Annotated in this window: 2 protein-coding genes; both read right to left on the bottom strand. The window is 39.1% G+C overall.

Annotation, left to right across the window (positions count from 1 at the left end; all coding sequences use genetic code 11):
- Window positions 1-159 precede the first annotated feature (159 nt).
- Window positions 160-11,847 (bottom strand): GEVED domain-containing protein, encoded by an 11,688-nt coding sequence (locus tag VXS03_RS05360; RefSeq protein WP_327762406.1) that lies wholly within the window; start codon window positions 11,845-11,847, stop codon window positions 160-162.
- Between the two features lie 338 nt (window positions 11,848-12,185).
- Window positions 12,186-17,009, bottom strand: a complete 4,824-nt coding sequence (locus VXS03_RS05355; protein ID WP_327762405.1) for a GEVED domain-containing protein — start codon at window positions 17,007-17,009, stop codon at window positions 12,186-12,188.
- Between the last annotated feature and the right edge of the window lie 7 nt (window positions 17,010-17,016).

Genomic DNA, 17,016 nt, shown 5'->3' with positions numbered 1-17,016 from the left:
CTGCATTTATTAATATTTTGCTATCAGGCTAACTAGTATCGATAATTAAAGGAAGGAATATGATGAGATTAATCACCATAGCATTCTTATATAAATCTATTTACTATTGAATAAAAATAATAACTAATACTTGTAATTAGCGACATTAGTACAGTTTCACTATTTTATAGTAACTTGATAAATAACGGTTCCAGTTTCACCTGGATTTAATGCTCCAGTCATTTTCCATCGTACTTCACCTTCATACCCCACTGCATTTGTTCCATTTACAGTCACAGGCGCACAAGTGAGCGAGGCTGGTACACTACCCGAGGTACAATCTATAGCTTGGGATAATTCTGTATAACTTGGTGTACTATCAAAAATACTCACTTCCGTTAAATCTCCATCTCCTACGTTAGTAAAGGTTATAACGTATTCTAATATATCCCCAGGACGACCATTATTACTTATCCCTACCGCCGTACCTTGAGTAATATTACGTACTGTTTTCTCTAACTTTAACTCTCCAGCACCACGGAATGTTGCTCTGACGGTGTCTTTATCTAGCACTTGTCGCGTAATACCATGTCCAGTACCTGTACTGTCCGCAAAAATCATATCAGCAGCAATATCATAATGATATTGGCCATTTAATGGCGCATCCGCAGGCACAAACACTTTACTGAGTAAACAAACCGCCGTATTGCCATTCACTGCAACTGGATTAATTATTTGAGCATCAGCACCATCGATTTCACCATTACAGTCATTATCTAAATAAAGAACACTATTCCAGCTATCGTTAGCTGGAGCCGCTTCTGGATTAATAATGGAAAAGTTCACACTCCCCGCAGTCGCTGCTGTAAATTTATGGGGAAATAACACTGATTTACCAGGCTCAACTTCACTGAAATTATCCGGCTCCATTCTTGGCTCACGTACCTTACCAAAATCAAGACCACTGATATCATCCCCCGCACTGGCGTTAATGGTCATCTGACTATCAATCACACTGTTACTCGTCACTTGTGGAATAGCGGTAACATTAGCCTCGCTAATATCTATCCAATCAGCTTGTTTAATTACATCAAGTAATAAATTTTTACCTGAAAAATCAACACCCAGAATAAATTTATAGCTCCCCCCCCCCGACGTAAAATCTGTGGCTATCACATCCCCCGTTGTTACCCCTGTTACACCCGTGTCATTAAAGGTAACGGTGACGGTAAAGTTACCTAACCCAATTTCAGTGCCGTCTTGAATACCATCATGCGCTGCTATTGCACCACCAACACCATTATCTTCAAACACCACACCACTTAAAACAATCCGATTGAGCAATTCAAATAAATGATCTTCGACTTCACCGTCAGCGGCGGCACCATCAAATGTATTACAACTGTTGGCCGCTGAGCATAAACGCACTCGCATTACTGTGTTACCGTTAAACCCTTCAGCGCTGGCGGCATCTAAGGTTATTGCTATATTATTATTTCCTGCTGTAACAGCTTGATCGTTAATTAATAATTCATTGCTATCAGCAAAATCACCGTCATTATTTAAATCAACCCAAATGCTCACAAACCCATTACCCACCACTTGAATCGGTAATGTAGTGCTGGTCTCTACAATAATTTGGGCGGGAATATTCAAATCTTCATCATTCTGACCATGAGTATCATCTCCTGATGCATCAGCACTTACCCATTGCGCAAATTCAGGATCCCAGCGAGAACCAAGGGCTAAATCTGCCGCTCCATCTAATGCAACATCTAAATAAGCATGACTGGCTTGACCATAACTGACAGCAGCATCACCATAGTCAGTTGAATCATAACAACCAGCACCATCATTACCTTGCAAACTGCCCTCATTTGATGCTGTCAAATATTCAACTTCTTGGGTCATCACGTTAATACGATAAACGACAGCACGCTCATTTAAATCAATGGTGCCGTCTTGGTTGGCATCATGATTACCACCATTCGTCATCGCATAGAGACTAATCGCATTATCAATCACCAACGCACCCGCTTGTAATTTACCATTGGTATCTGCCGTTGGCTCTGCACCAAAGTAGGTTAATGGTTGCGCTGTCACTGCCCCTGTCGACACATTAATGCCATAGAGCATATCGCCATTTAAATCGACCGCATACCCCAGTCCTGATTGACTGCTTATCGCTAAATCAGCACCTACCTCAATCGCACCACCACCATATGACCCGCCCATGGTGGCAATATCGAGTGGAACAGTTGTAAATGTCTGTGTATTAAGATCAATATTAACCAAGGAATCCCATGAGGTGCGCCATACAATCAGATAATTACCATCAGCAGTGACATCACCAGCAGTCGGAGCACTCAATACAGTAGAAGTAGAACTATAGCCGCTATGACGCAGTGAATCACCAGCCGCAAAATCAAAACTTTCGCCATCTTGTAAACGACGAATAGTGGTAGCAGATTCTGCTCGAATTTCACCTAAATCAATAAAGCTGGTACCCGTTTTATCTGTCACAAATAAATGATGAATTCGATCAGCTTGTGACATATCGGTAAAAGTGCCGTAAACCAACCCATTGACTCGGTTAAACCCTAGTGCATTAATATTATTTACATTGATCTGATTTGTAATAGCAATGGGATTAACAATATCGGTAAACGTGATCGGATCGGCCGTCACATTCAAAGAGTTGTAACTATAATCTGTTGCCGCAACAGGTAAGCGTGTTTGTACAATAAGATCACACTGATTATTTCCAACTAGATCTGATACCAACACACGATAATCTTCGACCTCACCGTCATTAGCTAAACCAATAGGGCTATCACAGCCAACATCACTGCACAGACGTACTCTTAGATAGCTGTAACCAACAATAGCACTCGCTGGTATCGGTACACTAAAACTGTTATTACCTATTGATGCTGAAACTTCAGTAATGATTTGTTCGCCTGCATCATCCCAATCCCCATCAAGATTAAAATCAAGCCATGCATATAACTGTTGTCCGCTACTTGTTCGCGTTGCGTCTTCGACGACATTTATCGTAATATCAAAATTTTCACCTTTCGTGGCAGCTAACACTATTGACACACCATCTTCATCGTCAAAGTTATCATCATCATCAGCAATAGCACCAATATTTTGCAGATTACCTAAATCAGCATCCCACAGGTTACCCATACGTAGGTCGATCAATCCGTTGTCATCACTATCTGCCTGCACATGCGCTGCACCATCATTTTCATAAGTGGTAGTGTAGTTACGGGTTCCAGTACCAACAGTGGTATCAGGAGCATCACCGAGGTCACTGCCTAAAACATTAGGCGCTTTAGTGAAACACCCTTTTTGTAGGTTATAACCAGCACCAGTACTTCCTGTAAAGCCAAACCGCACCATGTTATTACCAATATCATTACGAATATCACGAGTAAACTGACCAACCATGATGCCATCGAGATAATAAGTAAACTGATTGGTCGAAGGATCCCATTCAAACTGTGCAATATGATAGCGACCATCTTCCAGCTCTCCTCCCGCAACTGAGGTTGCGGAAATAAGCGTATTAGCAGCATCTGGAGTATAGACATCGCCGTTAAGATAAACGCCTGTATGGTCTATATATTGCCCACCCACAGCATCATCTGTCGCCCCTATAAAAGTATTATCAAAGGTATCAAATTCAAACACGACCGATGGTGAAACAGGCGTTGCACCAAAAATATCACCAACTCCTAAACCACCACCAAAAGCACCAAAGGCATTCAGATCTCGTGAATCCGCAGATAGCACAAACGTCATTCCATCAGCACCACTTTCAATACCAGTAGGACAACCGATATTACAAGTTCTATCTCCGAGATAAACAGCAAGCTCAGCATACATAGGTTGGTTTAAATCAATATACTCATAACTCCATAAATACCCTTGCTGATTGGTGGCATTAGGAGTCACAACATATTCACCATTTGCAGCTAAATAAGCATCGCCGCCTTCAAATACAACGGGGGCTTCACAAATATTTGGTTGTACTGTATTAGAAATAATAGGGGTTACTATGTCGGTATCATCTTCACCATTACCAAAACCATTGTTTGGCGTAGAGTCAATGTCACTAATACCCGTTTCAATAATTTCCGCATTAATGGCAGGAGCAGAGAGATCTTGTGGTGCTAAACGGATCACTGCATAATCATTGAACCCAAGACCAATAGCCCCTAAATCAAGCTCTCCTGTAATGAGATCATAGGTGGTAATTTCCGTAACCCCATCACCGGCATACGCCTTAACAAAACTGTATCCTGTTGGGATAGGTAACGTCACTTTGGTGTTATAAGCAATGGTTGCACCTTTATTTTCAACACTTACCACCACATTAAATGGGATACCCAGTGTTACATTAACTCCAGGGTCCATTACTAAAGAAAGTTCAAGATCTCCTACTGGTTTTAATGATATAAGATGATCTTCTACCTCACCATCTGCCGCACTCCCCGTTGGTGCATTACAAGTTTCCGTACTTGAACAAATACGTAAGCGAACAAAAGTATCCACCAACTGCACGTCCGTTGGCACATTAAAATCTAATTGCGTATTACCCGACACGGTAACGTTAACGGTCTGTTTTTCATCAGTATCAAAAATACCGTTAGCATCAAAATCTATCCAACCATAAAGATTATCATTACCAGATGTCACGACTGGTACCGTTAGCGATACAGTATCGCCGCTGACAATAATCGAATTTATTGTTGGTTGAGTAAATCCATCTTCATCATCAGGTGTTATTCCATTAGTATCATCACCATCAGCTAATGTTGTTGGTTGACCATCATTTTCATTATCAGGTAAATTCGCCCCTAAATATGGCAAACCAACATCAGTTTGGTGTCGAGGTCCATCATTTACTAATTCAGTAAAATAGCCATCCGCTGTTGGTGCATCCGCCCAATCTAGAGGTACAGGAGCATAACGACAACGTGCACCATCATTTCCTGCAGCTGAAGAGTTCGTTTGAGAAAAGAGTGTTGCAGTATAATTACCTGATGCCTTTGAGCCATCTAAAACATCAATACGATAGATTCGTCCAGGAGATGGATTTTCTGAAATATAAAAATAACCTTGATCATCAAAATAAGCCGCACCAAATGGCCCATTAGAGATACCCGAAAGTGGACCTAAAGATGTCCGTGTACCTGTTATTGGATTAAATCGATACAATCTATTGCTTGATGTTGAAATGGCATAAATCTGGCCATCAATAGGGTTAAAAGCAATATCAGCATAATTTAAATTTGTTGTAGGTAAGGTTCCAACTTGGGTTAAATAATTTTCACTATTGGGATTAGTATCGAATAAATAGAAATTACCACCATTGTGCGCATATAAAATACCATTATCGTCAATATCGCCATTATTAGCATTACTCGGCATAGTTGAATTAGTTAGGGGTAATAAATAAGTATTATAAGCACCATCTAAAATGGTTAATGTATTCGTACCTTGTATCGCGGCGAGTGTATTTGAGTGCATAGAATAGCCAAGAGTCGTACCCACATTAACCGATGGTGCCAACTGGTTAATGTCACCAGTAGCTAAATTAACAGAGTTAAGCTCGCCAGCCTGATACAGATAAGCCGGAGTTGCACAAGTATCAAAAGAACTTACGTTAAAATCGCCAAAATCAACAGTAAGTTGCGCCCCTGCAGTTGCGTTAACTTCAACAACGTTCGCAGAACTTGACATATAAGTTGCAGGGTCAGCTATGGTTGCATTGATATAAGTACCGGTTACAGGGTCTAACGTACCAACTGTTGGAGGACAAGTTGGAGTGACTAAATCTGATTCATTTGCGGCTTCATAAACTTTATAAGTACCTACTGACGGTAAATCAATAAAGTATGCACCTGTTGTAGGATCTGATGTTGTTACGTAGCACGATGTTGTTGCAGTATTATAGGCAATGATCGGAACAGCGACTCCTAAGCCCGTTTCCGTCCCATCACGTATACCATTAGTAATAGTACCACCACCACTTCCATCATCGTTAAAAACGAAACCAGAAATAAATGGATTAATCGTTATAGGGTGGTCTTCTACTTCACCATTAGATACCGAATCATAAGCTCGATCATCACTGCCTACATTGTCGGCATCAGTCAACGTACTATCGGTAATTCTCAGACGAATATAACTGTTACCAGAAACTCGCTGTAAACCAGTCCAGCTAAGTGATGCCGTACCATTTACTGTCGCTGATGTATCATTACAACCGCTTGAGGTATATTCAGAAACTTCAAAATCACCGTTATTATTCGCATCTACCCAGGCGTGAACCGTTGCGCCCAAATCACCACTACCACCACTGAAATCATTACAGGCAATATTAAAACTAAGATCATTACTCGACAAACTCAAAGTTCCGGTAATCGCATCTTCATCATCAGGCGTTGCACCTTCAGAATCATCATCACTACCATTACCGTTATCATCAACACCATCAAAAAAACCATCAGAATCTTTATCAGGAGCATTAGATCCTAAGTAAATCGTGCCATCAATAGTATGAGCTGGCCCCCCTGTTGCTGAACGCGTTTCATAATTACCGATAGAAGTACCCGCCACACTATCAGGAGCGTCACCATAATCACAATTACCACTATCACTTACGACAAAATTTGTGCCACCAAATACATAATTTTGAGATGCAGGATCATTAAAATGTGTCGTATGAGCAAAATAAATACCATTATTAGGGTTTACAGTTAATACCCCAGTCTGAACAGGCGAGATTTCAATAATTGCGCCATTGTCTTGCATAGTCGTTAATTGAATTGTGGTTGTATTATCACTTTGTACGTACATTTTTATTCGATAACGCTTAAATGATGTGGTCATCATTCCTGCTGTATTTGACATTGGATTTACAGGTGTATTGGTATAATTAATGGTTTGATTAGTGCCATTCCATGTTGCATGAGCACCAACCCAAAGCGCATTATCCCCAATCAATACACCATTCATGTTTGAGTGATCGGTAAGCCAAAACATGGGATCTGAGTCACCACCACCCGAATTTCTCAGTCTAAATTCGATTTCAATACCAATTGGATAACTAAAGGCTTGCCCAGGTTCTAAAATTTCAAGTTCAAATCGCTTTAAAGGACTACCAGCTGAATTAGCTGCATTTGAATACAACTCATCACCTACGATACTCATACCAGAGAAACCATCCGCAGGATCGGCATTGTAATTAGATAAGGTAGTAATTTCTGCGCCAGTACTTGCTTGCTCAGAAACAGCACATAATAGCCTTGGCAGTGAAGGATCTATGGTCACCGTTAATTGATGATCTTCTATTTCACCCACACCACCATCCCCTAAAGAACGCTGATCCTCATTAGCCCCAGTAGATACATCCGCTAGAACTTGATCACTAATACGTACTCGCATAATAAAAGTGTCATTGAGAAGCAATGAGGGTAAGGAAGTCCACATCAAGGTTGTTGATGTTGTCCCATTAGGGATCATTAAAGTATCTCCACTCCCTGTTCCACCTTCAACAAACTCATCTCGATCAAATCGACCGTTTTCATTCCAATCGACCCATGCATATACATAGGCATCGGAACCGCTCGCATTATTAACTAGCTGATTTTGTGTAAAGCCTGTACTTGTCGCATAAAGAGCCACACTAGCGGGAGAGTCTTCATCATTAATATTATCGTTATCATCAGCAGTTGCTGAACTATCTTGTAAAACGCCGGTATCATTATCAGCACTGGTCATTCCTAAATAGATCTGTGAAGAGACTTCATGCCATGGTCCAGAATCTGTTTCTAATGTTCGATAATTACCAGTCGCAACACCAGCCCCCGTATCGGGAGCATCACCATAATCTTTTGCAATGAGATCATCACGCCAATCAACATCTCCACCAGCATTTACATCGCCATCATTATCAGGGAAATTATCAGCTTGGGTATTATCAAAGCTACCATTTACATCGGCAAAATCATCACCATTATCATAATTATTATCTAAACCATTTGTACCCACAGTACCTAACAATGTTAATCCAGCTTCAGCTGTATCATCACCACCTTGATTATCTGAATCGAGGTCTAAATAATCAGGTTCATCCGTAGTATCTGTATTAACAGGCGTTAACCCATTTGTTGAAGTATAAGCAGAATTTAAACCGTTATTTGCAGTATATGTTGCTGCATCATCAGTATTTGGTGGAATGTATCCAAGGGTTGTTTGCGCTTCAATATTATCTGGAATCCCATCTCCATCGGAATCGAGATCAAGATGATTCGAAATGCCATCACCATCAGGGTCAAGAGAACATCCTGTTAAACCTAAATTAACACCAATACCCAATAAATCATGTGATGAGTTGGTTATTGGCATATAAAAACGAACATAATAAGTCGTATTAGGTTGAAGAACATAGTTGTCGCCATAAGATAACGGTATTCTACGCCAGCTGCTTTCATAAGATGGCCCACCTGTTGTGAGGTAAATATTGGCTGTTGTATAAGTCGTACCATCACTTAATATATCAGGACTGCCAAATGTAGGATCATCATCAATATAAACTGCAAAAGATCCAACACTGATGGTGTAATACAATGAACTGGTCACATACAGTGGGTCGGAGCCAACAGTAAACGAACCTTGTTGATAAGCGCCAGATGATACCGCATCAGAGATATTACTCACGGTACTTGTTGCATTAAAATTCCATGCACCTCCCGCTGAACTGATATTACCACCGGGACCAGCTGTAACTAATTGCTCTCCCTTGGTGATTTTTGAAAGAACTGAAGCTATCGTTCTCTCAACCTCTATATCCCAATTAATAGATACTTCGGTCGGATCTTTACAGCTTTCAAGTTCAACAATGTCTAAAATACCATCATTATCATCATCGATATCAATGTCATCAGTAACACCATCATTATCGGTATCAATAGCAGGTGGCGGAGGCGTTGCAATGACAGAAATAACATGATCTTCAACTTCACCACTGCCTCCTATATTAAACGAACGCGGATCTTCCAAATCACCGCTTGCCCCGCCTAATACAAGTTCAGTCTCTGATATACGAATACGAAGATAATGCTGATCACCAACACTTAATCCACTAATACCAGACCAATTTAAAGATGATGAAGTAGCAGCATCTGCAATATCGATTTGTCCATCAGTACCCGTTCCATTTGAAACAAATTCATCGACATCAAAAGTACCACTATCATCCCAATCAATCCATGCATACAAATAAGCCATTGAACCTGTTGAATTAACAACATCAATAGTTTCAGTAAAAGTTGTTGCGGTATCTTCTATGGTTAAACTCGATACACTATCTTCATCGTTTGTCGCATTATTATTATCGCCATCAGCTGTTGTCACTCCAGTACCCAAAGCATCTGATTCTTCGTCTGTAGCATTTGTACCAATAAGCAGTGATGTGGAACTTATATGTGAAGGGCCATTGTCAGCAAAAAGAGTTCGGTAATTACCGACACTCACACCAACACCGGAATCAGGAGCATCACCATAATCAGCCGAAGTAGAAATGACCGCTTGAGTCGCAGAAAATTCCGAGGTCTGACCTGCATAAAAAGCCCCCGCACTATTACTGTCTGATAATGCAATAGCACCTATTTGAGCACCAGAAGAAACCCCTGATACAGTTATTGTTCCACTGAAAGTCCCATTAGTTTGATTGGTTAAGCGACCAAGATAAGCAGTACCCTCACCATAAGTTAGACCGGTTATTTCGTTACCAATGCTGGGCATAAAACTCCAACCACCGACAGGACTTGGCGTATTTGATGATGTACTAGTATCTCCAACTCCTGATGTAATAACGTAAAATTGTAATTCATAGCTATTTTCTTGAATTGCAGTACCATTACACATAGTTCCTGTAACAGTTAATGTATTACCATCAATGGTTGCCGTGGTAATAATAGGAATGCTCGGCCCTGTTACTGTAGGGGTTCCGTGATAGGTAGCTAAATAACACCCAGTGTTATCACCTTGGTGAGAAGTGGTATCAATACCATTATTTTCACCCACATCAATCGCAACACCACCATTTCCTCCAAACTGATTTTGACTGACTTTTATTGCTCGACTAGCACCAGCAGCTAAATCAATACCATTTACACCTGTTGCGCCATTAATCACCTTATTATATTCAGCATTAATATGAGCACCATAACCTAACGAAATACCCGATTTAGGGTACCACTCTGAATTACGTGAATTATCATAGTTATTATCACTTTTAATATAAAATCCACGGGTATTGGTGACAGTATTTTGTGAAATATCTAAATATGCATTTCCTGCCGCATTATCAATACCTGCAAAACCTGCATTATCAACATAATTTCCTTGTACGGTTAAAGCATTCATACCTCGGTCAAAAACCATTCCAGAGCCATCAACGTTAATAATATAATTATCACTAATAACAAATTTAGTTCTAGAATCAGTTGGACCCGTTAAATACCAAATAATAATGGCGGCATCCCATGTATTATTAAAATAATTATTATCTATTTGCCCGAATGTATCGTAATCTTGTTCAGCCCCCCAATTAATACCATTATTAATAATCACACCACGATAGATTTGGTTATTTGCATCGAAGCCAGTTGGTAAAACACCAATAACATTATTGGTAAAATCAAAATTTTGAATACCATCAGGAGCAAAAAAAGCAGGCCCAGCAACTGTAGCATCACTATCATCGGCATAAATAGCAATATCACGAATAATTACATTATGTACATTTGCTGCTAATTCAATACCTGCACACCCTGTCCATGTTGAACTTTCATCAGCAGGCTCTTGATAAAAACTCCGCTCACAATTATCAGCAATATGATTAATAGCAAAATCAGGCGCATCCACTCGACTAATTGAACGGCTATTCCAATCAGCACCAACTGTAGTAGCTGACCCAAGGAGGGTTGAATCTAAATCACGTAGTAATGTCGCATCAGAAAAATCGTGAGCAGTACCATCTATGGTGATGTTACCTTCTGTAATAGTTGGAAAAACAACCATTACAAAGTCGAAGTCTTGGTTTTCGACTTCCCACCACGATGCGCGATTAGGAGGGACCACAGGCACAAAACGCATTGTATTTGTACCACTATAAGCATTAGCGTTTAATAAAAATTGCTGATAAGAACCAGCACCATCAAATTCTGTGTTTACAACAACATTGAAGCTAAAGCCAAAACTTAAATTACCCAGATTATAGTTAAGATATAATCCCGTAATATGCTCACGAGTGCCTGCATCCGTTGCAACATCAGTCCCCGTTGCTGTTTTACCGCCATAACAAACATCAAAACTGTGTGTGGCATTCGTAGTTAAAGCACTGCCGCCAGCACCATCTGCACAATATGATTGAATAGCAAAAGGCGTCGGAATTGTGCTTAGGGCTTCCATACCAATGGTTTGTTCCGCAACCAAGCCCCCACTACCATTACTTGCCGTTGTTGGGGCATCTGAAGCAACCCAATAAACAGCATTAGCTAATCCAGTAAAAGAATAATTACCATTGGTATCAGTAAGATCGGTTGCAACAACAGTATCTCCACTATCGGGTAAATTATCACCATCATCTAGATAGATCGTTACAGTAACACCAGGTAAACCTCGTTGATCCCCAGAATTATCATTTAAAGTAACATCACCATCAGTTAATCCATCACCAGTGATGTCCTCAAAGACGGTTCCTGTAACAGAGGCTGCTAATGCACTATTACTAATAAAAACAAGTAATAAAACAAAAACATTTATTATATTCCATCCTTTGAACATAAACACCTCAAAGTATTAATAAAGAAAACATACCTATAATTATTTCAACCCTTACAACCCAACAATCTTATGTCATTTATATGGATATAATGGAACAAAGAACAACTAATAAATCCGAGCATTATTCATGCCAAAATAAAAACCATTTAAAACAAGAAATATATTATATTCATTTCAAAATGGTTTTTATTTTTAGAGTATTTATTGCATAATAAGAAAGAATAAACAAATTAACAGTAATAAATGCTTCTAATTAGTAAGGAAATGTGGAGGCTTGATATTCTCCCTAGCAATATAAGTAGTAAAAAACATAATTTTTCGCACATCACATTTAATAATTATTCAATTTCAACAAAATAAACAACTTCCCCACTCATCCCTGGTAATAATCCATCTGATATAAACCAATAAAAATCACCTTTAAAACCTGCCAAATTACTACCATTATTGGTTATAACAGAACAAGATAGCCCATTAGGAACATTACCATCAGCACATATTATTGTTTGACTTAATAAGGTATGTTCTGGAATGGAGTCCGTTATCTTTATATCATTGATTATTCCTGTAGTAATATTTTCGAATGTAATTTTATATTCAAGAATATCACCAGGCTGTGCTTCATTACTCACACCAGCACTCGTATTCTGTGTTATATTTGTTACTGTTTTCGTTAGTTTTAATTCACCAGCACCAGAAAAAGAGACACGAACAGTATCGGAATCTAAAATAGAACGAGTAACACCATGCCCAATTCCAGCTAAATCAGCAAAACTCATATTGGCTTCAAGATCATAACTATATTGAGCTTTATTTGGTGCATCAACACCTGCAAAAACTTTACTCAGTAAACAAATTTCTTGTTGGTAAGAAACTGAAATAGTGGTTGTTAATTGGTTTTCTGATGCATCAATTTCCCCATTACAATTACTATCTAAATAAAGAATTTCACTCCAACTGCTAATATTTGGGTTCTCATTTAAATTAATAACTGAGAAATTAACACTACCTTGGCTATAAGAAATAAATTTATGTTTTAAAATAATCCCTTTACCCGGCTCAATATAGCTAAAATTATCAGGTTCCATCACAGGCACACGAACTTTGCCAAAATTTAGTCCAACAATATCATCACCCGCGGCAGCATTAATTAACATTTGGCTATCGAGAAAACTAATATTTGTCACTTGAGGAATGAGTGTGGTATCAACTTCACTAATATCAATCCAGCTTGCTTGTTTTACTACCTCTAAAATAAGATTTACACCAGCAAGTTCAACAGGAATAGTAATGGTATAGCTGCCATCACCAGAGGTTGTGGTACTAGTTATAATGTCACCAGTAACATAATCACCTATACCTGAGCCATCATATATAACTCGAACCGTTTTATTACCAAGACCTGACTCACTATTATCAAAAATACCATCATGAGCAGTAGCAGTACCTACCCCATTATCTTCAAAGACAAAACCGCTTAATCTAAATAATAATTCTACTTTAATATAATGATCTTCTATTTCGCCATTACTAATCACACCATTAAAATCATTGCTTGTTAAATTTTGATTGGTGATTCGAACCCGAGTATAAATATTGGTATTTATTGAGGCTGGATTTTGGACGCCAGAAAATATGATCATTGTATTGCCGTCACTAAGATTATCAATATCATCACACCCAGCTTTTGCGAATTCGCCATTATCCGCAAAATCACCATCACTATTAAAATCCATCCAAGCATAAACAACACCACCAAGATCAGCGGTGCCATTATGATCATTACACATCACATTTAAGGTCACTTTAGCATTAGTTACATTAAGATAAGCTGGGCCATTAACACCATCTTCGTCAGCAATATTGGTTGATTCATCATCAGTTGCATTGCCGTTATTATCAATACCATCCCCAAAACCATCAAACTCTACATCCGGTGCTATATTACCAAGATAAATAGGATCACTGGTTACGGTATGTCTTGGCCCATTACTACTATATAACGTGTTATACCCTAGAGATTCAGGAGCATCTCCCCAATCTTTATTATTAATTTCAATTTCAACGTTAGCACTAAACTCTGAACTATCTTGCAATAGGCCAAGACCACCCGTTGTGGTTCGTTGAGCTAAAGCAGTAATAAAATCACCTTCAGTAAGTCCAGTAACGGTTAAGGTTCGATCAAAATCAGCACCACTCACGGCAGTAACACTATTAAGATATAAAACCCCTTCACCAGCATTTAAACCATCAGAGCCTAATTCACCGTTTCCACTACTTGCGCTATAAACTTCAAAAGTAAAATCGCCCGTTGCACAATAATCACCAAATAATCGTAAAATAGCACCATCAAGAAAAGCTCGATTAATTTGTGGCCGAGCTAAGTTATTATTTGCCCCAGTTCCTGTGTCGTTATTACATAAAGTTGAATTGAGAGAAACCCCCTCTCCTGTTGCGCCATTATGTAAGTCCACAGCATTACTTTCATTATTCTCAAAACTATTTTTAGTAATCAAATAACCATCGACATTGGTATTACCGTCAATGGATACACCAGAGTTGCCATTATTATGAATAAGATTACATTCGATCTGTGAACTGTTACCACTTTGAACATGAATACCATTACTCGCTGCCGTTTGAATATCATTATTGAAAACTTGCTGGAATAAGGCCACATTTGAAGTATTACGTTGATATATCGCATCTCCCGTTGCACTACGTAATATATTGCCCGTAACTTGCAAATAACGAGGCACACCATAACGAATAGATAGATTATTATAAGCAGTAGTAGAAGAGGATACAGAGCCTAATAAATGATTATGTATAATTTGCCAATATAGACTTGTATTCTGACCATTTAAATTATTGAGAGTAATATTATTATGAGCAGTTTTAATTATATTGTTGCGAATAATACCTGTATCACCATTTAAAGAACCGTTACTTGGATGAGCAATCGCAATTCCTGCACACCCCATTGATGCACCACAGGTATCAACACCAATTAAATCATCATTACCAGCCGGATCGATACCTAATATATTATTTTCTATTAACGTATCAGTGATACCTGCTGAATAAATATTTATCCCCAGCGATCCTCCAGTAAAAGAAATATTTCGAACTGTCGTATTATCAGCATTTATAATTAATAGTTCGGCAGTATAAGGACTGGCAGTTACTGGCATATCTATTTGTAATTCAGGTTTTGCAATCGCTGGTATTGATTCAGCCGTACAGCCATTGCTACTGCCCACAGTTTGCGCTGTCATTATATTGCCAGCATTCGTATCTCTAACTGTAATACCATCACTAAAGCTATACGCGGTGCCATCTATAGTTGTTGAAGCACCATTGGTACCAGTTATCGTTACTAATGTTGTAGCTGGAGAAACAACCCACCAATCACTATTAGGATCACTATCATTCGCTACCACACTAGGCACGAATCGCATATTATTTGCGCCACTAATGCCATTAGCATTAGTGATAAATTGCGATAAAGATCCTTGACCATTATTATTAGTGTTCGTTACTACATTATAAGAAAATGCAAAATCTACAGCTGTAACAGAAGAAGAATCCGCTGAAAATTCAATGCGAGAAATATGCTCCCTTAACGCTAAATTAGCATTACTATTATTTGTTGGTTGATCGCCACCCCAGCCACCAAAACAACTCCCAGTAACTGCGGTAGGATTAAGATCTGCCACTCCATCACCATTAGCATCACAAAAACCAGCAACATAAGTATTATTAACCGTATCATTGAGCGTTCGAGTATAGGTTTGTTCTGAAAGTATCGATCCCGATGAAGGCGCATTAGGGGAGACAAAATAAGTCACTCCTGGAATTTGAAGAAAATAATAGTAACCATTAGCATCGGTTGTCGTGGTATATGTTGGCGTACCATCTGCAGCATTAGGAATCCCATCGCCATCATCAGTATAAAGATAAACAGGAATACCGCTGAGACCGACACTATCGGTTAATACACTGTCGCCGTTTACATCTTCATATATATGCCCCAAAACATCTACACAACCCACACAAATTTGGTAATCTTCAACTTCACCAGCAACATTAATAGCCCCTATAGAGCGACCATCTTCGTTACTACCTATTGCTGTCGTTGTTAATAAAGAAGAACTGATACGAATACGAGAAAAATAATAACCGTTAGCCGTTAAATCTGCTAATGAAGACCAAAATAATGGTTGTGAACTATTTGATAAACCAGAATTAATAACAATGGCACCTCCCGTTCCAGTCCCATTGGTTACCATCTCATCAACATCAAAAGTTCCGCTATTATCGAAATCAATCCACGCATATAAATAAGCATTAGAACCAGAGGTATTTGTGACATTTGCAGTCGCAGTATAATCAGGATCAGAAAACTTCATACTGGGAAGAATTACACCATTTTCATCATCGGCGGCAATGCCGTAAAAACTGCTCCCCGCATTCAGATCATCGGCAGTAGCAGTGGCATTTTGTAAGCCATTACCATCATCATCAGGTATTGAATCGCCAAGATATACATTAAAATTAGTTCGTATTGCACGGTGAGAGGGTCCATTATTGCTACGTCTCGTTCGATAATTATTTAATCCAGTACCATTTGAGGGATCCGGCGCATCACCAAAATCTTCGAAAAAGGGAACATAATAAATATCCATTGTTCCCCATGCTTCCCCCATACCACTCACTAAAATTCGTGCACTTATAGTAAACTGATTCGGTACCGCTCCTATATTGGTATTGGGATAACTGTACGTTGTACGGCCTAATTCACAAGGTCTTGCACCGGTTCCTCCTGCGACTTGAAATTGACGTCCATTAAACCAAAAATCAGCATGATCATCTGCCGCTAACTCTCTCACAATAGCATAAGCAACCTGCACATCGCCTAAATTATAGGTTGATGAAGCATCGTGGATAGCACAAGTACCACCTATATAATTATCACCGTAACGCCCAGCAAAAACACGAAAGCAAGCATATTGTCCTTGCGGAGCACAAGTTTGAAATTGACCTTGAGAGAACCCTGAATTACTAACAACATAGGGTTGCTCAGCCACGACAGGAAAAGAAAAAAATAACAGAGCTAGAAACCATTTAAAACAAGGTAAGCGACATCGAGTTCTGTTCATAAATAGC

The sequence above is a fragment of the Photobacterium sp. S4TG1 genome, assembly GCF_036040035.1.
In the GTDB taxonomy this organism is placed as follows: domain Bacteria; phylum Pseudomonadota; class Gammaproteobacteria; order Enterobacterales; family Vibrionaceae; genus Photobacterium.
The sequence above is the reverse complement of the archived record's forward strand: the minus strand, read 5'-3'. Positions and strand labels throughout refer to the sequence as shown.